28 protein-coding genes and 1 pseudogene are annotated in these 26,459 nt (G+C 54.4%); 16 read left to right on the forward strand and 13 right to left on the reverse strand.

Annotated elements, in window-relative coordinates:
* Nucleotides 1-32: 32 nt before the first annotated feature.
* The 3 genes from sbcD to ACQE3Z_RS16655 all read left to right on the forward strand — a co-directional run bounded on the left by sbcD (nucleotide 33) and on the right by ACQE3Z_RS16655 (nucleotide 5,375).
* A complete protein-coding gene (gene sbcD, locus ACQE3Z_RS16645) occupies nucleotides 33-1,262 on the forward strand; it encodes an exonuclease subunit SbcD (RefSeq protein WP_426974640.1) in 1,230 nt (409 codons plus the stop codon).
* Nucleotides 1,259-4,933, forward strand: coding sequence for an SbcC/MukB-like Walker B domain-containing protein (locus ACQE3Z_RS16650; protein ID WP_426974641.1), 3,675 nt, complete (start codon nucleotides 1,259-1,261; stop codon nucleotides 4,931-4,933). The genes sbcD and ACQE3Z_RS16650 overlap by 4 nt, the downstream gene beginning before the upstream one ends.
* Before the next feature lie 70 nt (nucleotides 4,934-5,003).
* Nucleotides 5,004-5,375 carry a cell envelope integrity protein TolA gene (locus ACQE3Z_RS16655; RefSeq protein ID WP_426974642.1) on the forward strand — a complete coding sequence of 124 codons (372 nt, stop codon included), beginning with the start codon at nucleotides 5,004-5,006 and terminating at the stop codon, nucleotides 5,373-5,375.
* A gap of 16 nt (nucleotides 5,376-5,391) precedes the next feature.
* Here the strand turns inward: ACQE3Z_RS16655 and mak are convergent, their stop codons facing one another.
* Nucleotides 5,392-6,300 carry a fructokinase gene (mak, locus tag ACQE3Z_RS16660; protein ID WP_426974643.1) on the reverse strand — a complete coding sequence of 303 codons (909 nt, stop codon included), beginning with the start codon at nucleotides 6,298-6,300 and terminating at the stop codon, nucleotides 5,392-5,394.
* 144 nt (nucleotides 6,301-6,444) lie between these two features.
* Here mak and rdgC point away from each other — a divergent pair, with 144 nt between their 5' ends.
* Complete coding sequence (rdgC, locus tag ACQE3Z_RS16665; RefSeq protein WP_250652029.1) at nucleotides 6,445-7,356, forward strand: recombination-associated protein RdgC; 912 nt, start codon at nucleotides 6,445-6,447, stop codon at nucleotides 7,354-7,356.
* Nucleotides 7,357-7,435: 79 nt separating this feature from the next.
* Here the strand turns inward: rdgC and ppnP are convergent, their stop codons facing one another.
* From ppnP to aroL, 4 genes are all read right to left on the reverse strand, one after another.
* Nucleotides 7,436-7,720 (reverse strand): pyrimidine/purine nucleoside phosphorylase, encoded by a 285-nt coding sequence (ppnP, locus tag ACQE3Z_RS16670; protein WP_085067753.1) that lies wholly within the window; start codon nucleotides 7,718-7,720, stop codon nucleotides 7,436-7,438.
* 78 nt (nucleotides 7,721-7,798) lie between these two features.
* Nucleotides 7,799-8,476, reverse strand: coding sequence for an AroM family protein (locus tag ACQE3Z_RS16675; RefSeq protein WP_426974644.1), 678 nt, complete (start codon nucleotides 8,474-8,476; stop codon nucleotides 7,799-7,801).
* 802 nt (nucleotides 8,477-9,278) lie between these two features.
* Nucleotides 9,279-9,470, reverse strand: coding sequence for a YaiA family protein (locus ACQE3Z_RS16680; protein ID WP_250652027.1), 192 nt, complete (start codon nucleotides 9,468-9,470; stop codon nucleotides 9,279-9,281).
* 185 nt (nucleotides 9,471-9,655) lie between these two features.
* The gene (aroL, locus tag ACQE3Z_RS16685; protein WP_426974645.1) at nucleotides 9,656-10,180 is read right to left on the reverse strand and encodes a shikimate kinase AroL; all 525 of its coding nucleotides are present in this window, start codon (nucleotides 10,178-10,180) and stop codon (nucleotides 9,656-9,658) included.
* A gap of 260 nt (nucleotides 10,181-10,440) precedes the next feature.
* On the opposite strand from aroL, the gene ACQE3Z_RS16690 reads away from it, so the two are divergent.
* A complete protein-coding gene (locus tag ACQE3Z_RS16690; RefSeq protein WP_426974646.1) occupies nucleotides 10,441-11,172 on the forward strand; it encodes a DUF2076 domain-containing protein in 732 nt (243 codons plus the stop codon).
* A gap of 102 nt (nucleotides 11,173-11,274) precedes the next feature.
* Here ACQE3Z_RS16690 and ACQE3Z_RS16695 read toward each other — a convergent pair whose 3' ends face one another.
* Nucleotides 11,275-11,760, reverse strand: a complete 486-nt coding sequence (locus ACQE3Z_RS16695) for a YaiI/YqxD family protein (RefSeq protein WP_426974647.1) — start codon at nucleotides 11,758-11,760, stop codon at nucleotides 11,275-11,277.
* An 11-nt stretch (nucleotides 11,761-11,771) separates the two neighbouring features.
* A pseudogene (locus ACQE3Z_RS16700) lies at nucleotides 11,772-11,882 on the reverse strand (YetF domain-containing protein); the annotation flags it as partial.
* Nucleotides 11,883-12,039: 157 nt separating this feature from the next.
* On the opposite strand from ACQE3Z_RS16700, the gene proC reads away from it, so the two are divergent.
* The gene (gene proC, locus ACQE3Z_RS16705) at nucleotides 12,040-12,852 is read left to right on the forward strand and encodes a pyrroline-5-carboxylate reductase (RefSeq protein ID WP_426974747.1); all 813 of its coding nucleotides are present in this window, start codon (nucleotides 12,040-12,042) and stop codon (nucleotides 12,850-12,852) included.
* Nucleotides 12,853-12,896: 44 nt separating this feature from the next.
* On the opposite strand, the gene iraP is transcribed toward proC, so the two are convergent.
* Nucleotides 12,897-13,151 carry an anti-adapter protein IraP gene (gene iraP, locus ACQE3Z_RS16710; protein ID WP_085067761.1) on the reverse strand — a complete coding sequence of 85 codons (255 nt, stop codon included), beginning with the start codon at nucleotides 13,149-13,151 and terminating at the stop codon, nucleotides 12,897-12,899.
* Nucleotides 13,152-13,638: 487 nt separating this feature from the next.
* Between iraP and ACQE3Z_RS16715 the strand changes: the two genes are divergently transcribed.
* Nucleotides 13,639-13,812: a general stress protein gene (locus ACQE3Z_RS16715; protein WP_250652022.1), complete on the forward strand. Its 174-nt coding sequence runs from the start codon at nucleotides 13,639-13,641 to the stop codon at nucleotides 13,810-13,812.
* Nucleotides 13,813-13,996: 184 nt separating this feature from the next.
* Here the strand turns inward: ACQE3Z_RS16715 and cspE are convergent, their stop codons facing one another.
* Nucleotides 13,997-14,209 carry a transcription antiterminator/RNA stability regulator CspE gene (cspE, locus tag ACQE3Z_RS16720; protein ID WP_085067762.1) on the reverse strand — a complete coding sequence of 71 codons (213 nt, stop codon included), beginning with the start codon at nucleotides 14,207-14,209 and terminating at the stop codon, nucleotides 13,997-13,999.
* Nucleotides 14,210-14,607: 398 nt separating this feature from the next.
* Between cspE and ACQE3Z_RS16725 the strand changes: the two genes are divergently transcribed.
* Complete coding sequence (locus ACQE3Z_RS16725) at nucleotides 14,608-14,862, forward strand: biofilm development regulator YmgB/AriR family protein (RefSeq protein ID WP_085067763.1); 255 nt, start codon at nucleotides 14,608-14,610, stop codon at nucleotides 14,860-14,862.
* A gap of 44 nt (nucleotides 14,863-14,906) precedes the next feature.
* Here ACQE3Z_RS16725 and ACQE3Z_RS16730 read toward each other — a convergent pair whose 3' ends face one another.
* The 3 genes from ACQE3Z_RS16730 to ACQE3Z_RS16740 form a co-directional block, all read right to left on the reverse strand.
* The gene (locus tag ACQE3Z_RS16730; RefSeq protein WP_426974648.1) at nucleotides 14,907-15,449 is read right to left on the reverse strand and encodes a GNAT family N-acetyltransferase; all 543 of its coding nucleotides are present in this window, start codon (nucleotides 15,447-15,449) and stop codon (nucleotides 14,907-14,909) included.
* Between the two features lie 273 nt (nucleotides 15,450-15,722).
* Nucleotides 15,723-16,019: an I78 family peptidase inhibitor gene (locus tag ACQE3Z_RS16735; protein ID WP_426974649.1), complete on the reverse strand. Its 297-nt coding sequence runs from the start codon at nucleotides 16,017-16,019 to the stop codon at nucleotides 15,723-15,725.
* A 262-nt stretch (nucleotides 16,020-16,281) separates the two neighbouring features.
* Nucleotides 16,282-18,894, reverse strand: a complete 2,613-nt coding sequence (locus ACQE3Z_RS16740) for a bifunctional diguanylate cyclase/phosphodiesterase (RefSeq protein WP_426974650.1) — start codon at nucleotides 18,892-18,894, stop codon at nucleotides 16,282-16,284.
* Between the two features lie 216 nt (nucleotides 18,895-19,110).
* Here ACQE3Z_RS16740 and ACQE3Z_RS16745 point away from each other — a divergent pair, with 216 nt between their 5' ends.
* From ACQE3Z_RS16745 to ACQE3Z_RS16770, 6 genes are all read left to right on the forward strand, one after another.
* Entirely contained in the window at nucleotides 19,111-19,767 is a 657-nt protein-coding gene (locus ACQE3Z_RS16745; protein WP_426974651.1) for a CPBP family intramembrane glutamic endopeptidase, read from the forward strand.
* Nucleotides 19,768-19,888: 121 nt separating this feature from the next.
* Nucleotides 19,889-21,457: an ABC transporter substrate-binding protein gene (locus tag ACQE3Z_RS16750; RefSeq protein WP_426974652.1), complete on the forward strand. Its 1,569-nt coding sequence runs from the start codon at nucleotides 19,889-19,891 to the stop codon at nucleotides 21,455-21,457.
* Nucleotides 21,457-22,509 (forward strand): ABC transporter permease, encoded by a 1,053-nt coding sequence (locus ACQE3Z_RS16755; RefSeq protein ID WP_426974653.1) that lies wholly within the window; start codon nucleotides 21,457-21,459, stop codon nucleotides 22,507-22,509. Before ACQE3Z_RS16750 ends, ACQE3Z_RS16755 begins: the two co-directional genes overlap by 1 nt.
* A complete protein-coding gene (locus tag ACQE3Z_RS16760) occupies nucleotides 22,506-23,363 on the forward strand; it encodes an ABC transporter permease (protein ID WP_426974654.1) in 858 nt (285 codons plus the stop codon). The genes ACQE3Z_RS16755 and ACQE3Z_RS16760 overlap by 4 nt, the downstream gene beginning before the upstream one ends.
* Entirely contained in the window at nucleotides 23,353-24,192 is an 840-nt protein-coding gene (locus ACQE3Z_RS16765; protein WP_426974655.1) for an ABC transporter ATP-binding protein, read from the forward strand. Before ACQE3Z_RS16760 ends, ACQE3Z_RS16765 begins: the two co-directional genes overlap by 11 nt.
* Complete coding sequence (locus ACQE3Z_RS16770; protein ID WP_426974656.1) at nucleotides 24,185-24,859, forward strand: ABC transporter ATP-binding protein; 675 nt, start codon at nucleotides 24,185-24,187, stop codon at nucleotides 24,857-24,859. Before ACQE3Z_RS16765 ends, ACQE3Z_RS16770 begins: the two co-directional genes overlap by 8 nt.
* Before the next feature lie 53 nt (nucleotides 24,860-24,912).
* On the opposite strand, the gene ACQE3Z_RS16775 is transcribed toward ACQE3Z_RS16770, so the two are convergent.
* A complete protein-coding gene (locus ACQE3Z_RS16775; RefSeq protein ID WP_085067772.1) occupies nucleotides 24,913-25,107 on the reverse strand; it encodes a hypothetical protein in 195 nt (64 codons plus the stop codon).
* A 479-nt stretch (nucleotides 25,108-25,586) separates the two neighbouring features.
* Between ACQE3Z_RS16775 and ACQE3Z_RS16780 the strand changes: the two genes are divergently transcribed.
* Together ACQE3Z_RS16780 and ACQE3Z_RS16785 are read left to right on the forward strand one after the other, a co-directional pair.
* On the forward strand, nucleotides 25,587-25,757 hold the full coding sequence (locus ACQE3Z_RS16780; protein WP_249893730.1) for a hypothetical protein: 171 nt from the start codon (nucleotides 25,587-25,589) through the stop codon (nucleotides 25,755-25,757).
* Nucleotides 25,758-25,905: 148 nt separating this feature from the next.
* On the forward strand, nucleotides 25,906-26,142 hold the full coding sequence (locus tag ACQE3Z_RS16785; RefSeq protein WP_085067774.1) for a hypothetical protein: 237 nt from the start codon (nucleotides 25,906-25,908) through the stop codon (nucleotides 26,140-26,142).
* Nucleotides 26,143-26,459: the final 317 nt, after the last annotated feature.

A 26,459-nucleotide genomic window follows, 5' to 3' on the forward strand; every position in this document is an offset into this window, starting at 1 on the left:
GCCCCGGCGTTCTGCTATTAGCTGGGAGTTTTATGCGCATTATTCACACTTCAGACTGGCATCTCGGTCAGTTTTTTTATACCCGCAGCCGTGCCGCCGAGCATCAGGCCTTTTTTCACTGGCTGATTGAGCGTGTTGAAGAGCATCAGGTCGATGCGGTGATTGTCGCCGGCGATATCTTTGATACCGGATCGCCGCCCAGCTATGCACGTGAACTCTATAACCGTTTCGTGGTGGATCTGCATCGCACCGGCTGCCAGCTGATTGTGCTGGGCGGCAACCACGATTCCGTCGCCACGCTCAACGAATCACGCGAACTGCTGGCCTGTTTGAACACGCGCGTGATTGCCGCTGCCAGCAGCGATCCCGAAGAGCAGGTGCTGACCTTAACCACGCGCCAGGGCACACCGGGCGCGGTGCTGTGCGCCATCCCTTTCCTGCGGCCACGTGACATTATGCGCAGCCAGGCGGGTCAGTCCGGCGAACAAAAGCAGATCAGCCTGCTGAACGCCATTACGCAGCACTATCAGCGCAGCTACCAGCATGCTCGTCAGCTTAGCCAGCAGGCGGAAAAACCGCTGCCGGTAATCGCTACCGGCCATCTGACCACCGTCGGCGTCAGCAAAAGCGAAGCGGTGCGCGATATCTATATCGGCACGCTGGATGCGTTTCCGGCGCAGGCGTTTCCCGCCGCTGACTATATTGCCCTCGGGCATATTCATCGCCCACAGCGCATCGCCGGCAGCGAACATATTCGCTACAGCGGCTCTCCGCTGCCGCTCAGCTTCGATGAGCTGGGCAGCGAGAAAAGCGTGTTTTTGGTGAGTTTTGCCGACGGCAAGCTGGCCAGCGTTGAGCCGCTGCCGGTGCCTGGTTTTCAGCCAATGCAGACCATCAAGGGCACGCTGGCAGAGATCGAGCAGCAGCTAAAACCCTTTGCCAATGCCTCTCCGTCACGTCCGGTGTGGCTGGATATCGAAATCACCACTCAGGAATATCTGCATAACATGCAGCAGCATATCCAGGCGCTAACTGAAGGTTTACCGGTGGAGGTGCTGCTGATGCGCCGCAGCCGCGAACAGCGTGAGCGAGCGCTTGCTCGTCTGCAAAATGAGACGCTGAACGAACTAAAGGTAGAGGAGGTTTTTGAACGACGCCTGGAACAGGAAGAGGAAATGGATGAGGCGCGGCGCACGCGCGTACGCCAGTTATTTAGCGGCACGCTGGATGCGCTTTATCAGGGCGAGGAGAGCCAGCCATGAAAATTTTGTCCCTGCGTTTTAAAAACATCAACTCGCTCAAAGGCGAATGGAAAATTGATTTCACCCGCGAGCCCTTTGCCAGCAGCGGACTTTTCGCCATCACCGGCCCAACCGGTGCCGGTAAAACCACCCTGCTTGATGCGATTTGCCTGGCGCTTTATCACGAAACGTCACGTCTGGGGAAAATATCCCAAACGCAAAATGAGCTGATCAGCCGCGATACCGCCGAATGCCTCGCCGAAGTGGAGTTTGAGGTGAAAGGTGAAGCCTGGCGCGCCTTCTGGAGCCAGAACCGGGCGCGCGGCGCGGTGGACGGCAATCTGCAGGCGCCGCGTGTGGAGCTGGCGCGCTGTGCGGATAACGTCATCGTTGCTGATAAGGTGAAAGATAAGCTGGAGATGATCGCTCAGTTAACCGGTCTCGATTTTGCCCGCTTTACCAAATCGATGATGCTGTCGCAGGGACAATTTGCCGCCTTCCTGAACGCTGACGCCAACGATCGTGCCGAGCTGCTGGAAGAGTTGACCGGCACTGAGATTTACGGTCAGCTCTCATCGCGTATTTATGAGCAACATAAACAGGCGCGCGTGGAGCTGGATCAGCTTCGGGCGCGCGCCGCTGGCATGGCGCTGCTGGATGAAGCGACGCGAATAGCGCTGCAAAGTGAAATAGCGGCGCTGGCGCAGCAGGAAAACCAACTGCATCTCCAGCTTAACGCGCTACGACAGCAGCAGCAGTGGCTGAGTCAGCAGCAGCGTCTGGAGCAAGAAAAAAACCAGGCGCGCAGCGCGCAGCAGCAGGCGGAAAATAACTGGCAATGTGCCGAGGCGGAACGTCAGAAACTGGCGCGATCGGAACCGGCGGAAAAACTGCGTCCGCTCTGGCAGCAGCGTCAGCAGCTACAGCAGGATCTGGCACAGCTTAACCAGCAGGCACAGCAGCTCTCCGCTTCACTTCAGCAGGCCAGTGAGCAGTTACAAACTTTACAGAACAAACAGCAACAGGCTGAACAGGCACAGCAGCAGCTGAATACGCAATGGCGACAGCAGGAAAGCCTGATCAACGAACAGGTGATCCCGCTTGACCATCAAATTGATACGCTGACGCAGCAGCTTAGCCTTCAGCAGCAAACGCTGCAGGAAAACCAACAGGCGCTACAGCAGCGCCAACAGCGTCAGCAGCAGTTGAGCAGTGAACATCAGACGCTGCATACGCAACAGCAGCAAGAGCAACAGTGGCGCAGCGATCATGCTCAGGTTGTGAACTGGGGCGATCTGCTGGGCGGCTGGCGTGCGCGTTTTCAGCAACAGCAACAGCTTCAGGAGAACCTGAGCATATTGCAGAACCGGCAGCGCCAGCATCAGCAACAGTGCGACGAACAGCAACATCAGCTTGCGCAACTGATGACTCAGGCCGCTCCGCTGGAAAGCGAACTGGAGCTGGCGCGCCAGAAGGTACAGCAGGCAGAGCAAGCACTTACTGCACTTCAGCAACAGCCGGAAAGCACGCTGCGTTACCAGCTGGAGCAGCTACAGCAGCAGCGCCCGCTGCGGCAGCAACTGGCTATCGTCTCCTCTACGCTGCGCCCGCTGAGCCAGCGTTACGCCCAGCAACAGCAGGAGCTGCAGGCGCTGGATACGCAAATCTTGCTACAAACGCAGCAGCTTACAGAGCAGCGCCAGGCGTGGAAAGAGAAGCATCAGCATCGCGTCGATCTGGAAAAGCGTCTGGAGCTGGAACGCCGCATTGTTAGCCTTGAGCAGGAACGCGCGCGCTTAGTCGCCGGTGAGCCTTGCGCCCTATGCGGATCCACCGAGCATCCGGCGGTGGAACGCTACCAGACGCTGACCTTAACGGAAAATCAGCAGCGCCTTGAAGAGATACGCCAGCAGGAGGAGCAGTTAAAAATTGCCGGCGTCACCTGTAGCGAACAGCTAAAGGCGTTGCAAAACCAGCAGGCGCGACTAAGCCAGCAGCAGCAGACGCTTCATAGCGAGCTGTTGCGCCAGCAGGATGAATGGCAAACGCTGCTGGCAGCGGCGAACCTGGCGCTGTCTCTGGAGGATGAAGCGGGGCTTAGCGCCTGGATCGGCCAGCAGGAGCAGCAGGAGCAGCGGCTACAGCAGCAGCTTCAGCAGCTGGAACAGGCTGCCCGCAGCCTGCAGCAGGCAAAAGAGGCGCTGGCGGCCTGTCAGCAACGCTGGCAACAACAGCAACAGGCGCGCCAGCTGGCGGAACAGCAGCTGCGCTACGGTCAGCAGCAGCGGCAGGATGCGGAACAGCAGTGTCAGCAACTCACGACGCAGCGACAACAGTTTACTGAAACGCTGGCACAGGAACTGGCTCAGCATCAGCTTACGCCGCCGGAGCCGCAGGCCGAACAGGCGTGGCTGGAAGCGCGTCAGAAGGAATGGCGGCGCTGGCAGGAAAGCGAGCAAGTACTTACCGATATTGCGACGCGCCTCGCCGCCTGCGATACGGCGCTGAACGCGGTCAACGAAGAGCTGGCCCAGCTGGCGCAGCAGAAACAACGTGCTGAAACCCTGCTGCGGTCACAGCAGCAGCAGCTGGAGACGCTGCGTCAGCAACGCCACGGCCTATTGGGTGACAGCACAATTGCCGAAGTTCGTCAGCAGTGGCAGCAGCGTCTGTTGCAGGCGGAAAATCAGGCGCGTGAACAGCAACAGCGCTGGCAGCAAAGTCAGGACCAATTAAATAATCTGACCGGACAGCATAATTCGCTGGCGCAGCAGCTGGAGACCTCACAGAAACGTTACGACGAGCGGTTAATGCAGTTTAATCAGGCACTGGAGGCGAGCCATTTTAGTGATGAAGCGGCTTTCCGTGCCGCACTGCTGGATGAGCAGGAGGCGCAGGCGCTGCGTGAGCGCTGTCAGCAGCTGGAGGCGCAGCGTCAGCAGGCCATGACGCTGGCGCTGCGCGCTGAACAAAGCCTGGCGCAGCATGAGCTTGAACGTCCTGATGATGTAAACCTCACGCTACCGGAGCTGGAAGCCGTACTGGCAGCGCAGCAGCAGCTATTGCATGACACGGTTCGTCAGCAAGGGCAACGGCGTCAGCAGCTGGAGAGCGATAATGCGCAGCGTCAGCAGCAGCAGAGTTTGCTGCAGCAAATTGAAGAGAATACCCAGCAGGTCGAAGACTGGGGTTACCTTAATCAGCTGATCGGCTCCAGCAGCGGCGATAAATTCCGGCGCTTTGCGCAGGGTCTGACGCTTGATCACCTGGTCTGGCTGGCGAATCAGCAGCTTGATCGCTTGCATGGGCGTTATCTGCTGCAGCGTAAATCAAGCGATACCCTGGAGCTGCAGGTAATGGATACCTGGCAGGCTGATGCCAGGCGGGATACGCGCACGCTGTCGGGCGGCGAAAGCTTCCTGGTAAGCCTGGCGCTGGCGCTGGCGCTTTCGGATCTGGTCAGTGATAAAACCCGGATTGAATCCCTGTTCCTTGATGAGGGATTCGGTACGCTGGATGCGGATACGCTGGATACCGCGCTGGATGCACTGGATGCGTTAAACGCCAGTGGCAAAACCATTGGCGTGATCAGCCATGTCGAGGCGATGAAAGAGCGCATTCCGGTACAGATAAAAGTGCGTAAGGTTAACGGCCTTGGCTACAGCCGACTGGAGCGGCAATTTTCAGTCTGATGCGCCTGTTGTCGGCGCAGCGCGCATGATACCGTGCGCTGAGCAACTCATCAGTCTGTAAGGAAAAAATATGTGGTTTTTTCGCCTCGCCCCGGCGTTTGCCCTGCTGGCGCTGAGCGGTTGTCAGCTCTCGCCTCAGCCCGCTCCCGCGCATCCTGACTCTGCCGCCCGCTGTAGCGACGCGGAGCATGCGCACTGCGCGTGGGTGAATGAAATAGAACAGCGCGTATCCCGCCATTTTGATCGTGCGGATCGTTATCACGGTCAGCGCTGCGATGTAACGATCGGTTACGATCCCCGGCGCGGCTATCAGGTGTTACGCACTGAGGGCGACGAAGCGCTTTGTCTGAAAGCCTGGCAGGCTGTCAGCAGCGATCGGCAGCTCCCCACGCCGCCAGCGGGCGCGCCGCAAAATATTATGGTGACCTTTCGCCCTGGCTAAGCGCTTTCCGCCTCGATCAGGCCAGCGGCCACAGCCAGGCGGCGCCGCGCACGCCGCTGGAGTCGCCGTGTTGCGCTTTCACCACTGGCGTTTCGCATTCACGGCCAAACACCCAGGGCTTCATCAACGTTGGCAATGTCTGATAGAGGCGCTCAACGTTACTCATTCCGCCGCCCAGTACGATAATATCGGGATCGAGCAGATTAACCACCTGTGCCAGCGACTTCGCCAGACGCAACTCATAACGGCTCATTGCCAGTTCAGCTAAGGGATCCTGTTGGTTCAGCAGCGCAACGATCTCCGCGCCGCTTAGGCTTTTCCCGCTCAGACGCTGGTAATCAGTCGCGAAGCCGGTACCGGACACAAAGGTCTCGATACAGCCTTTCTGCCCGCAGTAGCACGGTACTTCTTCACGGAAACGAAGCTCATCCTCATCCATCCACGGCAACGGATTATGCCCCCATTCACCACCATTGCCGTTGCCGCCAGCATGGCTGACACCGTTAATAGCGATACCCGCGCCGGAACCGGTGCCGATAATCACCGCAAAAACCAGCGCCCTGCCCGCCGCCGCGCCATCTACCGCCTCTGAAACCGCGAGACAGTTGGCATCGTTGGCAATGCGCACTTCACGATCCAGCAGACGCGCCAGATCTCTGTCGAGCGGCTGGCCGTTCAGCCAGGTGGAGTTTGCATTTTTAACCCGCTGACTGTAAGGCGACAGCGTACCGGGAATACCCAGCCCGACGCTGCCCTGCTGACCTGTTTTCTCCTCCGCCAGCCGGACCAGATCGACAATCGCCTGTAGCGTTTGCGGATAGTCATGGCGCGGCGTCGGAACGCGATGGCGAAACAAGGTTTCACCGGCATCAGAAAGGGCAATCACTTCTGTTTTGGTACCGCCTAAATCAATGCCAATACGCACAGGATATTCCTCTTTTTTGTCAGGATGAGCGTTACATTAGAAGGCAGCGCCCGGAAAGGCAATGACCCGTCGCCGATGTTTCGCTATCATGCGCGCACCGTTTATGACCTGTGAATTTATACACATCCGGCAAAGGAAAACCCTATGTTGTGGTTTAAAAACTTGATGATTTATCGTCTGAATCGTGACATTCCACTGTCCGCAGACGACCTGGAAAAACAACTCGCTGCGTTTTCCTTTTCCCCGTGCGGCAGTCAGGATATGGCGAAAACCGGCTGGGTTTCGCCAATGGGTTCGCGTAGTGAAGCCCTGACGCATGTCAATAACGGACAGATCCTGATTTGCGCCCGTAAAGAAGAGAAAATCCTGCCTTCTCCGGTGATCAAGCAGGCGCTGGAAGCCAAAATTGAGAAACTGGAAGCAGAGCAGCAGCGCAAGCTGAAAAAAACAGAAAAAGATTCGCTGAAGGATGAGGTGCTGCATAGTCTGCTGCCGCGCGCCTTTAGCCGCTTCAGCCAGACTTATCTCTGGATCGACAGCGTCAATAACCTGATTATGGTGGACTGCGCCAGCGCGAAAAAAGCGGAAGATACCCTGGCGCTGCTGCGTAAAAGCATCGGTTCGCTGCCGGTGGTGCCGCTGACGCTGGAAAACCCGATTGAGCTGACCTTAACCGAATGGGTACGCTCCGGCGATCTGCCGGCAGGCTTTGCACTGATGGATGAAGCGGAGCTAAAAGCCATTCTGGAAGATGGCGGCGTTATCCGCTGTAAGAAACAGGATCTGGTTTGCGATGAGATTGCTAACCATATTGAAGCAGGCAAGCTGGTAACCAAACTGGCGCTGGACTGGCAGGAACGTATTCAGCTGGTGCTGGCGGATGATGGCTCTCTGAAGCGCCTGAAGTTTGCCGATACGCTACGTGAACAAAACGATGATATCGATCGGGAAGATTTTGCGCAGCGTTTCGATGCAGACTTTATTCTGATGACCAGCGAACTGGCGGCGCTGGTCAGCAACCTGACCGAAGCGTTAGGCGGCGAGGCGCAGCGTTAATCAGCGCTGCACAGCGCGGGATGTCTCCCGAGTCCTGCGCTAATAACGGATGTGCGCCGCTGGCGGCGCACATTTAGCGTTACAGATAACGGCAAAGGTAGGCGGTTGGCTCTGCGACCTGCAAATGAAACTCGCTGTGACCGGGAACGTGGAACACACCGCCCGCTTCATAGATTTTCCATTCGGTTTCGCCGGGTAACAGCACGTTTAATGCGCCGCTGATCACCGTCATCTCCTCTGGCTGACCGGTTCCGAAAGCATACTCACCTTCCACCATCACCCCAACGCTGGCGCGTCCGGTGCTGGCACTGGTAAAACCGATCGACTTCACTTTTCCTTCAAAGTACTCGCTTACGTTCAGCATGCATCGTCCCCCGAAACCACAATAGATGAATCGGCAGTGTAGGGGCTAAACGCGTGTTTTGTCATCTGAAATTGTCGATTATGCCAGCACTCCGGCGACCATTTCCGCCAGCGATTGCCAGGAGAGCAGCACCGGAATACCCAGTAACTGCTGTAAGCTGTCACAGTGGTGCGAGTGATAGGCCGGGCTGTCCAACACCACCACATCCGCGCCCTGCTCCAGCAGCATCAGTCCGGCATCAAATAATGCCTGATTATCACTCTGCAGCGGATCGGCAACGGCAAAACAGGCGGGCTTACGCAGAACGCGCCATTTACCTGCCTGCTGACGCAGTAGTTCATTAGCCGAAACAATAATGCCCGCCTGATGGCCGCCGACAATCGCGCCGACCAGCGGAGGGATCAGGCGGTCCGGCTCCATAAGAAGCGCATGGCGGGCTTGCAGTTCAGTAAACTGCCCGCAACCCAGCAACAGAATATTTTCAACGCCGCGCGACTCCAGCTGGCTGATAAGCTGCTGCAGACCCCGCTCAATGCGGCTGGTCGCGAGCAGCATCTCTGTGCCCTCCGCTAACCGCACTATCTGCGCCTTCTCGCCCTTACGCGGAGCATATTTTTCATTTATCTCTTCGCAGGAAAGCGCGTTCAGCAGACTGACTGGCTCCAGCTGTGCTTCAGACAGCGATTCCAACAGTAACGGCGAGATATCATAGTCCGGCGAGTATGCGATGGTAAGTATTACCAGTGTCTGTTTCATATTTACTTCTTCGATACAAGTAAATTGCCGGGCCGGTTACAGGCCAGCTATTCGTTATGCCATTAGGGTGCCGTTTTACCGGCAACAGGCGTAAAACAGGTGCCCGGCAATATTTCTGCCGCTGATTTTAATTATTTCTGCCCAATAAAAAACCGCTTTTTCATAAAGGTTATTTAACCTTGTACTAATAAAAATCATCGTACCCTTAATGACGGTAGCCCGGTCATTTATTTGCAACAGGCTTATTAACTGCCGTAATGGCAAATTAATAAAATATTATTCTGCTAATAAATCAATCAGCGATTTAATATTATCCTGGCATAACAATTGATGAAAAACCACCCGCAGATTCGATGATTAATCACTGAAAAATCGATTATTTCTGGTCATCATTTTCTTCAGGCTTATATTGACTGAATATTAAGCGATTAAATGCTCAACTCCCAACATTTTTCTTTCAAAAGGCTGACCAGCAGGGTAGCAGTTTTATGACAAAAACGACATCAGAGGTTAACAGCTGTAAAACGTAGATAGCACAGGCGATTATTAATTCAGGGGCAAAATAAAATATCAACCGGAAGGAGTCAAGCCTTAACCGCCATTGAGGCGAGATCCTTTATACGCTCAAAGAGAACAGTAATTTTTATCAAGTCGCGTTTAGTAAGAGGAGTGGGTTAGCAAAATATCTGGATAAAATAACAAAAGAAAATCGGAGAAAGATTAATTTAATTGATCAAATAACAGGCTTATTAAGCGGGGTATATCCGGCAGGCTATTACACAGGCATCCCTGCCCGACTGAATTACTCTTTGTCGCTATTCTCGTAACGTTCTTTCGCATCCAGCGCTTCCTGTTCGCTTTCATGCTCACTAATCAGCGAGTTGGGTTTCGGGTGATCAGCGCGTAGTTCGTAGCGCGTTGCGCCTTGTCCTGTAGCGCCTTTATCAACCTGAACAACCCGGGCTTCACGTGGATAGGGTGGTCTTGTTGGCATTTTTCTTCCCTCTTATGGTGAAAGTGGTTTCCGCTACTCTCAGGCCGCTTGCTGCCGAGAACGTTCGCTTTTGCGCGCGTAGCAGTAAGTATAGACAATCACGCCAGTGCGGCAGGGAAATGGAAAAGAAAGGTAACAAAAACAGACGGATTAATAACCGACGGCCCCGCAGGCGAGGCTCATGCTTAGCTGGCGCGCGCCACGGGTAAGGCGTTCAGGATAGCCATGACAACCCGTTCAGGTGCCTGCATGGCATCTATTATATGATGTGCGGTTTGCTGATAAAGGCTTGCGCGTTCATCAAGCACTTCCGCCATCTCTTCAGTGATAGAACGGCCGGTTAAAGTAGGACGCTGCGAGGTTTGCGGATAATCGGCCAGACGAGCTGCCAGCACCGTAGCGTTGGCCTGTAGCCAGATAACCTGCCCCCGCTCCTGCATAAAGCAACGATTGGCTTCCGCCAACACCATGCCGCCACCAGTAGCGATAATGGTTTCCGGTGCGGTAACCGCAATCAAGGCGTCAGTTTCGTGCTGACGAAACCCTTCCCAGCCTTCGGCAGCGACAATCTCCGCTACCGTTTTTCCTGTGCTTTGCTGCAGATAATGATCGGTATCGCAAAAAGCATAACCCAGTACCTGCGCCAGTGATTCACCTACCGTGGTTTTACCGCAACCCCGAGCGCCAATGAGAAAAATGGGTAACGACATGACAGCATGTCCTCCGCCATGACTGCGTTCCGCCGCAGCTGGTCATCAAATTATGCATGGCGGGCATCATACCGAGAAAAAATATTGTGGGCCAGCTGTAACGTTGTTTTTACGCATCGGAAAGGCTTTTAACCATGCATCGCTTTTTAGCAGAAACGGAATGCTCTGTTCTTCCCGGCAATATTTACTTACGCAGTGCTAATTTACTTTCACCATAGCGCGACCAAAATAAAGAGATACCGCTTGTTTAAGGAGGTTCCATGCAGAGCGAAGAACAACGTCTAATTGAAAGTCTGTTTAGCCGACTAAAACAGGCTGAAAGCCAGTCTGCGCCACGTGATGCCGCAGCAGAGCGCCTGATTGAACAGCAGCTCCGCCAGCAGCCCTCTGCGCCCTACTATATGGCGCAGGCGATCCTGATTCAGGAAGCGGCAATGAAAAAATTGAGCGCACAGGTTACCGAACTGGAAAACCAGCTGACGCAGGCGCAACAGCAGCTATCTCAGGCACAGCAACAACCGGCTCGCCAGAGCAGCGGCGGTTTTCTTTCCAGCCTGTTTGGCGGCGGACAGCGCCAGTCTACGCCGCAGCAGCCGGTATGGAATAACGCCCCGCAGCAGCCTTACGCGCAACAGCCGTACAATAATGCCCCGCAGCAGCCCTATGCACAGCAGCCTTACGGCGCCGCACGCGGCGGTAGCGGTTTTCTTGGCGGCGCGCTGCAAACGGCAGTGGGCGTGGCGGGTGGTGTAGTAATGGCGGATATGTTGACCAGCATGTTCCATCACTCCCAGCCGGAAGAGATTGTGAACATTATTAATGAGCCTGCCCTGCCCGATCCTCAGCCGCTCGATACCAGCCTGGATACGTTTAATAATGTCGACGATCGGGCATTTTTACAGGATGCCAGCTGGCAGCAGGATGATAATGCCGGTTTCGACAGCAACGATTTCGGCAATGACGATTTCAATGACGATGACAGCTTTATCTGAAGCGCCTTCCTGACGCGCATAAGCCACACAGCCGTCAGGCTGACAAGCCAGTGCTAAAGCGTAACGCCGGTGGAATATAGCTCCCACCGGCGTTTTTATTTGCTAACCACGCTGTCCCGCTGCGTTGCCCTGCTCACGATGACGCCGCTGTTGTAACAGCCATTTATCCAGCTCTGCCGCAAATTGCTGCCGATCGCGCTGATTTAGCGTTGCCGGCCCGCCGGTCTGCACACCGCTGGCGCGCATCGTATCCATAAAATCGCGCATCGTCAGGCGTTCACGAATAGTGGCATCGCTGTAGCGTTCACCGCGAGGATTCAGCGCCGCCGCCCCTTTTGCCAGCACTTCCGCCGCCAGCGGAATATCAGCAGTAATAACCAAATCTTCGCGGCTCACGCGCTGCACGATTTCATTATCCGCTACATCAAAACCGGCCGCGACACGCAGCGTACGAATAAAACGTGATGGCGGCACGCTGAGCGGCTGATTAGCTACCAGAATCAGTTCTGTCTGACTGCGCTCTGCGGCACGATAGAGCACCTCTTTTATGACTTTTGGACACGCATCCGCATCCACCCAAATTGGCATCGGCTTTCCTGTCAGGATTGAGGAATAATGCTGATTTTGCCGTTCTTCTCCAGAATGGCAAACTTTATCTGATCAAGGCGCTCCAACCCCTGCCTATTTCGCGCTGAAGTCAGGATACGCTCTGCGGTTCCCGGATAGTGGCATTCTTTATCTTCATCTTGCTGAAAATTTTCCATTTTTTCTCCTTATACCTCTCTGGAGTTTAGCTGAAGCTGAATAAAGCGGCAGAATCACGTAAGCTGATGCGTAATGAAAAATGGCTACGCAGAGGGAAATACCATGCTGGAGAAAAAAATAGGCTTTATTGGCTGCGGAAATATGTCCAAAGCAATAATTGGCGGACTGATTGCAGGTGGCCAGGTTGATGCAGCAAACATCTGGGTTTATGACCATAAAACAGAAACCAACCAGGCTATGGCGCAGCAATATGGCATTACCCCCGCGCAAAGCGCCGACGAGGTTGCGCGAGAAGCGGATATTTTATTCGGCGCGGTAAAACCCAATGTGATTCTGAAAGTGCTTAAGGATGCGGCCGGCGCGCTGAATAAAGAGACGCTGGTGGTTTCGATTGCCGCAGGCGTAACGCTGGATGCCTTAGCAATGACGCTGGGACACGATCGTAAAATTGTGCGCGTTATGCCCAATACGCCTGCACTGGTTAACGAAGGCATGACCTCTGTTACGCCGAATCCGCTGGTCACCCCGGAAGAAGTCGACGAAATCGTGGCGATCTTCAACAGTTTTGGTAAAGCTGCCGTTGTACCAGAATATCTTATCCATGCGGTGGTTGGGGTTAGCGGCTCGGCGCCGGCCTACGTCTTTATGTTTATTGAGGCAATGGCGGATGCCGCAGTCCTGGGCGGAATGCCGCGAGCTCAGGCGTATGAATTTGCCGCACAGGCGGTAAAAGGCGCCGCGCAAATGGTGCTGGAAACCGGCAAGCATCCCGGCGAGCTGAAAGATATGGTTTGTTCGCCAGGCGGCACCACCATCGAGGCGGTTAAAGTGCTGGAACAGAAAGGGCTGCGCTCGGCCGTGATCGCCTCAATGGAGGCCTGCATGGCGCGCTCGGAAGCATTAAGCAAGCGTTGAGATCAACCAGCCACATCGCAGATTGCGATGTGGCTGTTTTACTATCAATAGCGGGGATGATTAAGCAGCTTGTCGATATAGCCATGGAGCAAATTGGCATCTTCGGCGCTGGCGCCGTCCGAGGCGACGATTAACGCCTCGCTGATACCTCTGTTTAGCTCCTGACGCTGTTCGTCACCCAATTTACGCAGTAGCGCTGTTACCACAATTTCTAACGCTTCAACCTGGGCAACCAGTTCTTTAGACTCTGCTTCTTTTTCCGCCAACTTAACCAGTAGTTCTGCAATGAGCTGTTTCATCACACGATCCCAGTAACAATGTAAACGCAGACACTATCACTACAGTTAACAAAATGACAGCAGATGGTGCTGATATTTTTCAATATTTATAGAATAGCTTTGCTAAAAAGGATGATTTTTTATACATAAGTGAGCGCTGAGATCGCATTTAGCCTTCATAATCCACAAATTAATTCATTTAACAAGCGTAGCGAAATATAACCCTGCACCTTATTAAGATTGATCCTGAAAGGATAAGTAAAACCTTTGGTTGAATATTATTTATTCTGTTAACCATCAGTCACTTATATAAAATGCAAAAAAAACCCTTACGTAAATTCTATTAAAAACAATCAATTAAATAAACGAAACCGTAAATTACAATAACTGGAAGTATCAATGAAGTCATCTATTATTCATATTGATACAACGCAGAATATGCATTAATCAACTGATAATACATATTCTAAGATGCTTACCAAACTGGAAAAGTAATCAGGAGACGATAATGGCAGAACGTCGTGGTGGTTCAGGAAACTTCGCAGAAGACCGAGAAAAAGCCTCTGAAGCCGGTAAAAAAGGTGGTCAGCAGAGCGGCGGCAACTTCAAAAACGATCGTGAAAAAGCCTCCGAAGCGGGTAAGAAAGGCGGACAAAGCAGCAATAGTGGCCGTAAGTCCTGACCCGGTTTCATTGCCAAGCTATCTGCTGTGGTAATGCAGGATACTAAAACCCCGGAGCAGTAATGCTGTTTCGGGGTTATTTTTTGTCTGTTTTTACGGCGGCAGTGGTCGCTAAGTCACCTGACGGCAAAAAACAGGCAATAAAAAACCCGCCATAAAGGCGGGTTTTTTGAATTCTGGCAGCTTAGCGTACGTTTACGTTAGCAGCAGCCGGGCCTTTCGGACCGTTTTCGATGGTGAACTCAACGCTCTGACCTTCTTCCAGCGTTTTGAAACCCTGGTTCTGGATGGCGGAGAAGTGTACGAATACATCTTTGCTGCCGTCAGCCGGAGAAATAAAGCCAAAGCCTTTCTCAGCGTTGAACCATTTTACTAAACCAGTCAGTTTTGCAGACATTTGTCTTTCCTTCATTCGATATTAACGCCCTGAGGGCAACAGGTTTGTGTACAGATGTTATGGGGCACTCAGGAAGGCGATACTGAAGAAGGGATATCAGAGATAACTCTTACACTGCAGACTGCTTTACTAAAACTGCTCGCATACCCGGTTCTGTTTAACAAACCGACGATGCATTTACTCATAATCGCTGGGGCAATGCAAGCAAGATTTTCGCGCTAAAAATATTTCAGGTTGTTACTGACTTTTTTCGCTGTCGCTTCTATGTTTAAAAAATAGCCAATATTTACAGACGATGACAACGTCCTCGGTTTTGCCTGACGAAGGCATGCTTTTCCTGTTAATTATCTGACGGCCCGCTTTATGGTGGGTCGATGCTGCGTTTTTGGAGGTTGACAATGCGAACACAATCCACCAGCGCTGGCCGGGAAATAACCGACTATTTTAACAGCCCGGCATGGCATGCCCCCAAAGAAGCGGAGCTGTTAGCTATCATTATGACGGAGCTGATGCAGACGGGCCAACCCACTACCGATAAGGCGCTGATTGCCAGCGTCATCAAGAAGCTGGATTTAGAAAAAGATGAAAGCGTTCTGCAGAGCTATCGTAATGTGTTGGCGCAGCTGATGAGTAGCACCGCCGAAATGCCTTAGCCAGTGGCGCAGCTGTAACAACTCTGCTTTCGGCGGCGAAGCGCTTAATGAAACCACAGATACCAGTAGAGCGCGGTTTCCGCCGGATGCGCATGCAGCGCCCGATAAAGCTGGCGATCAATGCCGCCCAGCTCAAACCCCATTTTTTCATACAGCAGGCAAGCGGCCACGTTGGTATTCTGCGTTTCCAGCGTCACGCCAGCCAGCTGTTGTTCACGCGCCCAACGGATGGCACGCTGTAACAGCGCGCAGCCGCAGCCGCAGCGCCGGAAAGCGCCGTCAACGGCAATATCCTCCACCAGCGCCAGACCATTCCAGTTGCGCCTTACCGCCAGATAACCTGCTGGCTGTCCTTCTACCCGCGCCACATACAGCGCGCCGTCGCGACTATCAACTAACGGGCTAAACTGCTGCGGATCGTTAAAATAATTTTTCTCCCGCGGCGTAACGGAATAGAGACCATCACGCACCGGGCGATCGAAAACGGCTTCCAGCTCCTGGGTAATGGTAAAACGGTAGTCCAGCGACTGTAGCGCCGCCAGCAAATCGGTGGTGGCCTCAATCACCTCTGTACTTTTTTTCTGCATGTTCCCTGCTCCCGCTATCGCTATCGCTATCGCTATCGCTATAACCATCCGGCCACTGCGCCGTTTTTTTCAAGCGTAGCCGATTGTGGTCGTGCTGTATTCTGCGATACGCAACAGGCAAAAAAAATCCCGCACGCGGCGGGATGAATAAGACGAGCATTGCAGTGTTATATGACGGGGAGATCATTCTGTTTCCCTGTATCCTGGCGGCTAATGATGACAACAGCGTGACAGTGATGACATAAACACTTTCCGGCCATGCCCGTTACACTATTAGCCGCAATAGACGCGGGTAATAACGTTATCTTTAGCGCCGAGGAAATTTAACCGGTTAAGATTGAAATCCATCGTTACGGCTGAATTGTAAGGGATCGCCCGTACCGGATGCTCAAACTGCAACTTGCTCAGCGCCGATAAAGGCTGCCCAACATAATTCTGATAGGCAGATGCGCCGCAGCGATCGGCATCAGGATCGGTCACCGCCGCGCTATCGCTATTTTTTTGCCCATGCTGACAGGCCGCCAGCGTAACCAGCGCCGTAATCAGCGCGAGCTTTCCATAAAATTTCACCACGATTCTCCTGTTTGGCCAGTCGTTCAGTTACCGACCTTAAAGCCTAACCGATCGTCTGGCACGTGCAGAAAGGCTTAACCCACAGTGAACTGTGATCCCAGTCATAAAAACGGCACAAATCGCCTAAAAAACAACCACCCCATTCGTATAATTTTCTAAGATTATTCTTAGGAGGTGCTGTATGGAACTGGTTGTCTTTATCGGCTTTGCGGTGCTGATGACCTGCGTGGCCATCCGTGTTCGTTAAGCGCCCTACGGGTCAGCCCGGCTGACCCGTTTCACTGACTTGTTTCTGCCCGACCGTCTCCAGCATATGTATAAAATCCGCAGCGGGTATTGGTCGGCCAAGATAATATCCCTGCCCTTCATCACAGGCGATCGCCTGCAGTTCGGCAAACTGTTCCGCGTTTTCTATGCCTTCAGCGGTAATCACCAGTGAAAATGCTTTGCCCAGTCCAATGATGCCGTTAACGATAGAGTGCGCCTGCTGCGAATGCGGGAAATCTCTCATATAAGAGCGATCCATCTTCAGGCCATCAAACGGGAAGGTTTTCAGATAACCCAATGAGGCATAGCCCGATCCAAAGTCATCGACCGTCAGCCGCACACCAAGCGCCTTGAGACGCTGCATAATCCGTAGCACTTTATCCGGCTTTTCAAGCGTGACATTTTCAGTGATCTCCAGTTCGAGACGCTCCGCAGGCAGCCCGGTTACCCGCAAAACCGTGGCAACACGTTCCGCCAGATCGTCACGGCAAAACTCAACCGGCGAAATATTCACCGATACATAGAAGGGCTTAGGCCAGCTCAACGCATCACGGCAGGCGCGCTGCAGCACCCAGTCGCTGATCTGAATAATCAGTCCGGTCTCTTCCGCCAGTGGAATAAAGCTATCAGGCATCACCAACGCAGGCGGCGACGGCTGCCAGCGCAGCAGCGCCTCCGCGCCGTCCATGCTGCCGCTGTGCAGCGAATAGCGCGGTTGATAAAACAGGCGCAGCTCATCGCGCACCACCGCCTGGCCCAGCGCGCGCTCCATTTCGCGTCGCCGCACCAGCTGCTCTGACATTTCCGGCGAATAAAAAACCCAGCGGTTACGCCCCAGATTTTTAGACTGGTACAGCGCAATATCAGCCATTCTGAGCAGTTCTTCCGGCTGTAGCGCATCCTGCGGCGCACACGCAATCCCGATCGAGGCGCCAACATTCACCAACTGTCCGGCAACATTAAAGGGTTTGTGGATCTCATCCATCAAACAACGGCAGCGCGCTTCAATCTCTTCATGGCTGCTCAGGCCGCTCAGCAGCAAAATAAACTCATCGCCGCCCTGTCGCGACAGTAGATCCTCCTCGCCAAGACAGACGCGCAGCCGCTGCGAGACTTCGTTTAATACCTGGTCGCCAGCGGCATGACCATACAGATCGTTAATCGGCTTAAAGTGATCGAGATCGAGACTGAACATTACCAGCGGCTGTGCGGCGGTTGGCTGCTCCTGCAGTTTGCCGTTTAAAAATTCATTCATCCGGTGGCGGTTCGGCAGGCCGGTCAGCGTATCGTGTTGCGACAGATACTGGATACGCGCCTGAGCTTCTACTTCCAGCGTAATATCCGAGACGGTGCCGCGAAAGCCGACCTTTATGCCCTGCACCTCTATCGGCTTCGCCACCAGACTACAGATACGCTCTTCGCCCTGTGCCGAATGATAATGGCAGCGCAGCGTACGCCGGTCGTTGCTGTTATTTTGTCGCTGTATCCATTCCGAAACTGGCTGGCTGCAGCTGCCCAGCAGGCAATCTATCGGTTTGCCAAGCTGTATCGCAATCTCATAGCCGGTTACAGCCGTAAAACGTGAGGAGAGATAGGTCAGCACGCCCCGTGAGTCGGTTTCCCATATCCAGTCAGAAGAGGCCTCCGCCACATCGCGAAAGCGCGCCTCGCTGTCGCTCAGTTCACGTTTGCTTTGACGGAGCTGCTCAAAGCGCCAGTCGGAAAGCCGGGCGTTATCCATCGCATGCTGGATCACCCGCCGGGAAATAATACCCAGCATGAGCATGGTTAGCGCCAGCAGCGGCACAGTCACCATTAACAAATGGTGTCCGGGCGTACTGCTATCCCAGGCAAGAAGCAAAGGTTCGCTCTGCTCTATCGTCAGCATCAGGCCTGTCGCTACGGTTTGCGATCCAACAGGGGCATGCATGTTTTTGATACCAATGCTGTGGCCCAGCGCCAGCAGTTTATTCGGCGTATAGCGGTCAACAAAAATCATCACCGATGGCGGTCCGGGAATCGTCCCCAGCCCCGGCACTTTACCCGGTGTAATTGGCGCAGCGGCAACAATTGCAGGCCATCCTTTAATACGTGCGTTTTTGATCAGGGCGTTATCTCCGCTGGTAAAGGATCGCGCCTGTTGCACGATGACGGTGCCCTGTTTGCCCAGCAGTGATTCAATGGGCATATCGGAGAGCTGGCCATCAATCACCGCATAGCGCGTCCGACCGCTGCCATCCACAACGAAGATTCCTTCATAGTGATATTCTTTATATAGCCCCGGCCCAAAATTCTGCTGCGTAAAGGCCCACTCTTTATCTACCTGTAAATGCAGATGATTCCAGGCCTCGCCCCAGAATGCGTAATCACGGATATCGCTCAGAATAGACTGCTGGCGATCCTGCCAGGCATTGCGCAACAAGAACTTCTCCTGCGTCAGTGCGGTGGTATTCTGCCGCATCGCAATAGCGATAATAAACACTGCGGTAGTCAGGAACACGGTGGCAAACATACAGCCCAGAACCAACAGCGTTCGACGCGTAAAAAGCGTCGCGGGCGTGTCCTCAGTGCGAAGGTTAAAAGATAATAAAGAAGGTAGATTCATCAACAAAACCCCGGTAATAATGCGTTTACGTAACCTCCGCTATTCATTACGCAGCAACTATCGCGGCGCGGCGTATGCTCCTGCTTTTTTCACGCGTATATTCCTTATCGGCCTCTGGCGGCCACTGTTTAGCAAAAAAGCGCGCCGCTCCGACGTCTCGACAGCGATTCTGGCGGTTGTTACACTTCCCTTCTTCCCTTTTTGTTTAAGCCGCCTATGAAAAGCCAATACGGCAGAGTCTTTCTGACGCTGTTTTACCTCGGCAGTTTTGCGCTTTATTACCTGATTACCCTTGCGATCACCTGGTTTCCCAATTACAGCGCGCTACAACAACAAGGGTTGCTGGTGCCGGTTCTCTGTCTGTTTGAGTTTGCCGTGCTGTGGCCGCTGTATCGTTTTTATCAAACGCGCCGCAGTGATATTCCTCTGGGACGGCTGCAGCCGAAAACCACGCTGCTGTTTATGCTGTTGCTGCTGGGGCTGATGGTGGCGCAAACGCAGTTTTTACAACCGGAGCGTTGGCTGGAAGATCAGGCGCAACAGACGCCGTTTTCGCTCGGCATTCTGCTGTTTTCGGCCGTGCTGCTGGCACCGATTTTTGAAGAGATTCTGTTTCGCGGCTTTCTGCTGCAGGCATTTCTGCTGTGGGCGCCGCGTAGCCGCTTTGCCTGCATTCTGCTGACATCGCTGCTGTTTGCCGTAATGCATACGCAATATATCCACTGGCAAACCCTGGCGGTGCTGACGCTATTTTCTGTGCTGCTTTGTTATGCGCGCCTGCGCGGCAACGGTTTGCTGCTGCCGGTAGTGCTGCATATGCTTAATAATCTGATTGCCCTGCTGCCGTCCATCTGGTTTGTGCAACACGCCTGAAGTGCGGATTTATAACTATTTTAACGGCTTTATAACTTTTTCTGCTAAGCATAGCGAATAATCTACTATCAGCCTGCTGTTCAGTTCCCTTACACTCGCGAAAAAAACGGTAAGGAACGTCATGAAAATTTTTGCTCCCGCAGTTCTGACGCTGGCCCTGAGCGCCAGCTTTGCTGCTAACGCGGCAACGCCTCCCGATACGCTGGTGATCGCCCAGTCAATTGATGATGCCAGTAGCTTCGATCCGGCTGAAGGATTTGAACTCACCTCCGTGCAGGCTTTTACCAACCTTTATCAACGCCTGTTACAGTCCGATCCGCAGAATCCTAACGAGCTGAAACCAACCCTGGCCAGCCACTGGGAAGCGGGCAAAGATAACCGTAGCCTGATCGTTACGCTGCGCGACGGCGCTACCTTTGCCTCTGGCAATCCGGTGCGTCCGGAAGATGTGATGTTTTCCCTTGCGCGCGTGGTTAAGCTGAACCTTGATCCCTCCTTTATTCTTACCCAGCTCGGCTGGACCAAAGAGAATGTGGATAGCCAGCTGAAGAAAATCGACGATCGCCACGTGCAGATTAGCTGGCAGGCCAATGTCAGCCCAACCTATGTGCTGAGCCTGCTGGCCGCGCCGGTCTCCTCGATTGTGGATGCCAAAACCGTACTGGCTAACCAGAAAAATAACGATCTGGGCAACAAATGGCTGGCTACCCATTCCGCCGGTAGCGGCCCCTTCCAGATCCGTCGCTTTGTGCCGCATGAAGTGGTGCTGTTGACCGCCAATCCCCGTTCTCCGGGCGATGCGCCGAAGCTGAAAAATATTCTGATCAAAAACGTTCCGGAAGCAGCGACCCGCCGCCTGCTGCTGGAACAGGGCGATGCAGATATTGCCCGTAATCTTGGCGTTGACCAGATCTCCGCGCTGAAAGGCAAACCGGGCGTCAAACCGCTGGCGATCCCGATGGCCTCGCTTTACTACATGCAGTTCAACATCGACGCGCAGCCCGCGCTGAAAAATCCGGCGTTGTGGCAGGCTGCACGCTACCTGTTTGACTATCAGGGTATCGCCAACGACCTGCTGAAAGGCCAGTTCCAGGTGCATCAATCCTTCCTGCCGGAAGGCTTCCCGGGCGCGCTGAACGAAACGCCCTATCAGTACGACCCGGAAAAAGCCAGGGCGATTTTAGCCAAAGCGGGGCTGAACAATGTCAGCTTTAAACTGGTGGTCAGTAACCAACCGCCCTATCTGGATATCGCCCAGGCACTGCAGGCCAGCTTTGCAAAAGGCGGCATCAAGGTAGAGCTGATCCCCGGCCTGAGCACCGAAGTCGCGACCAATGTGAAAGCGCATAAATATGAGGCCACGTTAAACGCCTGGGGAGCGGACTATTTCGATCCGAATACCAACGCCTCCGCCTTCGCCTATAACCCGGAAGATGGCAGCAAAACCCTCGCCTGGCGCTCTAACTGGCATATTCCTGAGCTGAGTAAGCAAACGCTGGCCGCTACCGCAGAAAGCGATCCGGCGAAGCGCGTTGCGCTTTATCAGGCGATGCAGCGCGAAGTGATGAAAAACTCTCCTTACGTGGTCGGCCTGCAGGCACGTAACCTGATCGCCGTACGCGATAATCTGAAAGGCTACGTTCAGGGCATCAACCCCGATATGGTTTACTACAGCCAGGTCAGTAAGTAATGGCAACCCGCACAACGCATGCCGGGCTTGCCCGGCAATTCTGGCGCGGTGGCCGTCGTCTCGTCACGGGCCTGCTCTCCTTGCTGGTCACGCTGCTGGGCCTGCTGGCTTTCACCTTTATGCTCTCCCATTTGTCGCCGGTCGATCCGGTGTTACAGGTGGCAGGCGATCACGCCAGCGAATCCACTTATCAGCAGGTGCGTCACGATTTAGGTCTGGATAAGCCGCTGCCGGTACAGTTCTGGCGTTATCTGAGCCATCTGGCACACGGCGAACTGGGCGTCTCCAATATCACCAGCCAGCCGGTCGCCAGCGATCTGGCGCGCACCTTTCCGGCCACGTTAGAGCTGGCCACCTGCGCCATGATTTTCGGCGCGGTATTCGGTATTACGCTGGCATTGCTGGCAGCCTGGAAGCCGGGCAGCCTGCTGGATAATCTGGCGCGTCTGATTTCGCTGCTGGGCTATTCGGTGCCGGTTTTCTGGCTGGGGCTGCTGGGGCTGCTGCTCTTCTACGCGGTTCTGCACTGGTCTGCCGGGCCGGGACGGCTGGATGACATCTGGATCTACACGCTGGAGCCGAAAACCGGCTTTGTGCTGATTGACAGCTGGCTGTCGGGCGACAGAGAGATGTTCCGCAACGCCATTGCACATTTATGGCTGCCGGTGGTGGTGCTGGGGATGCTGTCGATGGCGGGCATTACCCGCCTGCTGCGCGCCGCCCTGCTGGAAGAAAACAGCAAAGAGTATGTCACGCTGGCGCGGGCGAAAGGCGCCAGTCGCGGGCGTATTCTGCTGTGTCATATCTTCCCTAACGTACGCGGCACGCTGATTACCGTACTGGGGCTCTCCTACGCCACGCTGCTGGAAGGCTCGGTATTAACGGAAACGGTTTTTGCCTGGCCCGGCTTGGGCCGCTATCTGACGACCGCGCTGTTTGCCTCCGACGTGCCCGCCATTCTTGGTGCAACGCTGCTGATCGGCAGCTGCTTTGTGCTGCTTAATGCGCTGGTTGATGCGCTGACCTGGTTAACCGATCCGAGAACCCGATGACACAACATTTATCCGACGCGGAAATCGTCACGCCGGCACCGCGCCGCCGTCGGTTGACGACGCTGGCAGTTGGCGCCACGCTGGTGGCCATTCTGGTACTGACCGCGCTGCTGGCTCCGCTGCTGGCGCCTTTCGATCCCAATGCGCAAACTATCTCTGCCCGTTTGCTGCCCCCTTCTGCCGCTCACTGGTTTGGCACCGACGGCTTTGGTCGCGACCTGCTGTCGCGCGTGATTTATGGCGCACGCCCAACGCTGCTGCTGGTGTCGTTGATTTTAGTGCTGACCATTCCGTTCGGGCTGCTGATCGGCATTGTCGCGGGCTACCTCGGCGGCTGGACCGAGCGTGTGCTGATGCGGATCACTGATATTTTCCTGTCGCTGCCTAATCTGGTGATTGCGCTGGCGCTGGTTTCCATCCTCGGTCCCGGCCTGCTTAACGGCGCACTGGCGCTGGCGTTAACCAGCTGGCCGCCCTTTGCGCGTCAGGCGCGTGCGGAAACGCTGGCGCTGCGCCGCAGTGATTATCTGGCTGCCGCGCGAATGCAGGGCATAACCGGGCTGCGCCTGATGTTTGGGCATATTCTGCCGCTCTGTCTGCCCAGCGCCGTGGTGCGCGCCGCGCTCAGCCTCGGCGGGATTATTCTTTCCGCCGCCGGTCTTGGCTTTCTTGGCATGGGCGTACAGCCGCCTACCGCTGAATGGGGCTCAATGGTCGCGGAAGGCAGTAAAGTGATTTTCGATCAGTGGTGGGTGGCGGCTGCGCCGGGCTGCGCCATCTTATTCGCCAGCCTTGCTTTTAACCTGACAGGCGACGGCCTGCGTGACCGACTGGATACCCGCCATGGCAACTGAACCTTTGATCATCGCCGATAACCTGACGATTCACAGCCATGTCACACCGCTGGTACGGCAGGTAAGTTTTACCCTGGGCCGCGAGCGCGTAGCGCTGGTTGGCGAATCCGGCTCGGGGAAATCGCTGACGGCACGCTCTCTGATGGGTCTGCTGGCCCCGGGTCTGCATTTGCAGGCGCGGCAGCTGCAGGTTGCCGGACGCGATGCGCTGACGCTGAATGAAAAACGCTGGAGCCAGCTGCGCGGCAGCGAACTGGCGATGGTGATGCAGGACCCCAAATATGCCCTTAACCCCACGCGTACCATCGGCTGGCAGGTAGAGGAGCCGCTGAGACTGCACCATCGTCTGAGCCGCACCGAGCGTCGGGAAAAGGTTACCGAGATGCTGGCTGCGGTCGGATTGCCGCAGCCGGTTCAGCTGATGACACGCTATCCGCATCAGCTTTCGGGCGGCATGGGGCAGCGCGTGATGCTGGCGATCGCGCTGATCGCCGATCCGCAGTTTTTGATCGCTGATGAGCCTACCTCCGCGCTTGACCATGCGATGCGCGATCAGGTGCTGGCGCTGATCCGCCGACTGGTTGAAGAACGCAACATGGGATTGTTGTTGATCAGTCACGATCTGCAACAGGTTTCTGAACATTGTGAACGGGTGATGGTGATGTATAAAGGTCAGCTGCTTGATAATCTGCCCGCCGCCGAGCTACCGCGCGCTACCCATCCTTATACGCGCACGCTGTGGTCATGCCGCCCCAGCAAGGCTACGCATGGTCAGCCGCTGCCGGTGCTGGATCGCAGCATGCTGGAGAAGGAGCCTGAGCATGATTGATTTGCAGAACCTTAGCGTGGCACATCGCCAGGGCTACGATTTACGCACCGTGGTGCATGAGGTTTCTCTGACGGTAAACGCTGGTGAATGCTTTGGGCTGGTCGGGCCTTCCGGCTGCGGCAAGTCGTCGCTGCTGTGGGTCATGGCGGGCCTGAATCCGCACTGGCAGGGAGAGATGCAGCTGGCCGGACACCAGGCACTGCCGGGTAAAATCTTTACCGGCGACCTGCGTCGCGAGGTGCAGATGGTTTTTCAGGATCCGTATGCCTCGCTGCATCCGCGCCATCGGCTGCGCCGTACTCTGGCCGAGCCGTTAAAACTGCTGAAGCAGGATAATATTAACGATCGCATTAATGCAGGCTTTCACCACGTTGGGCTGGATCCGGCGCTGGCCGATCGCTACCCGCATCAGCTTTCCGGCGGTCAGCGTCAGCGCGTGGCGATTGTGCGTGCGCTGCTGTTAAAGCCGAAAGTGCTGCTGCTGGATGAGCCGACCTCCGCGCTGGATATGTCGGTACAGGCGGAAATCCTCAATCTGCTTAATCAGCTAAAGCAGCAGGACGGCTTAACCATGGTGCTGGTGAGCCACGATCCGGATGTTATCGATCATATGTGCGATCGCGCGGTACAGATGGCGGAAGGCCGTATTATTGCTACCCGCGCCTGAAACGGCGCGGGACACGTAACCTTTTGCTCTGTACCTGCTGCGCTTTAAGCTACTCAGGAGATCGCAGAATCGGAGGCGTCTTTCTTTTTGTCTGATTCAAAATGCGTTTTGAACTGCTCATAAATAGAGATCATGTTGCTGGCATCGCCCTGAAGCGGGCTAAGTTTGCCGGCGCGTACCAGTTCAATTACCAGCTGCAGCGCAGCCTGTTTTGGGCTGCTGGAAGGATGAGCAATTTCATTCGACATAAAAACGTTCCTGTCATTAAGGGTGGAAATGGCAGAGTTTAGCCTAAACGCCGCCAAAAAACCGCGCCTGCACGTGACGTTAGCTGGCTGATTTTTATTGAATCAGATAAATCGCTCTGTTTTTATTTTTACCAATACCAATAATGCGTTTTATCTGCTGCGCATGAGGATAACGAACCCTCAACTATTGAGGTTCTGCGACGATCCGCTGATTATCAGACGTCTCACTGAATGTCTGTTTTTTAGAATGGCATCGCTTCCTTATTCCTGACAGACAGCAGTTTTTATTGGCAATCCGCAGTGCTAAGGCTAAAAGAATAAGCCTGCACTCCTGTGAGATTACGCCGGGTTTCGTTGTTTAGCGTAATGTCAGGACCAGGCTTAGCTCAGGTAAACAAATCTTCATACAGCCTTATCAGCTATACTTAACAACGGAAGAAAAAAAGAAGCCGACACCGGGCGCGCAAAAGGAGCTGAGAATGTTGATTGGATTTGTGCTTTTAGTTAGCGCCTGTGGTCATGACGCCTGTGATGCCCTGCCGGTTACCGAACATATTTATCCCACCCGTGCCGCCTGCGAACACATGGCCGCGCGTATTCATCAGCGCCGCCCTAATGCGGTTCTGCTGTGTGGCGAAGTTCATCGTTAATGCTCTGTGCGGGCACCTTCTTGTTCACCAGGCATCAGGTAAGAGAACGTAAACATCTCCTTTAATGGCGGATGGCAGGTTGCTATCCGCCATTTAAAAGGTCAAAATATGAGCTGTTATTGCACTTACCAACATCGTTGTGAATCCCATGAAAAATCGTAAGCCCCGTCGTCCCAGCGGACGATGGATTTATTACATTCTGGAAGATGGTATTCTCTGGCCCTGCCCGGTACGCTGGGAGTGGGAAAGTGGTTACGACGGCTGGTTGCCGTTCTATTTCTCACCCACGCTGGAGTTTGTCGCGGGCGATCCGGCCAAGGCCTGGCGCGTTCCCGGCTCTGGTAATCGTCCGGCACGCCGTCTGCACTGGCCTGAAGCGGCCTGAAGTAATAAATCTGTCTGTTACGCATAATGTCATCGCTTCCCCTGTAACTGATGAAAAACCCGACCGTAAATACGCGTCGGGAAAGTGTTTCCATACCTCAAAGGGAAAAAGCCATCATAAATGGCAAACTGAAGCGCACAATGCCACATCACCAGCAGTGCGCAGTTAAGATAACACAATCTTAACTATTCTGGCGTTAAGGAATCGTAAGGAAAATCCTGTTACGCCAGATTAATCAGTAGCTTCAGCAACATCACCTTCTCCCTGGACGTTACACAGCCGAACATATCAATAAGCTTTGTTACTGTAGATAAAAC

Origin of the sequence: Pantoea sp. FN0307, assembly GCF_050113815.1 — a bacterium.
Lineage (GTDB): Bacteria > Pseudomonadota > Gammaproteobacteria > Enterobacterales > Enterobacteriaceae > Mixta > Mixta alhagi.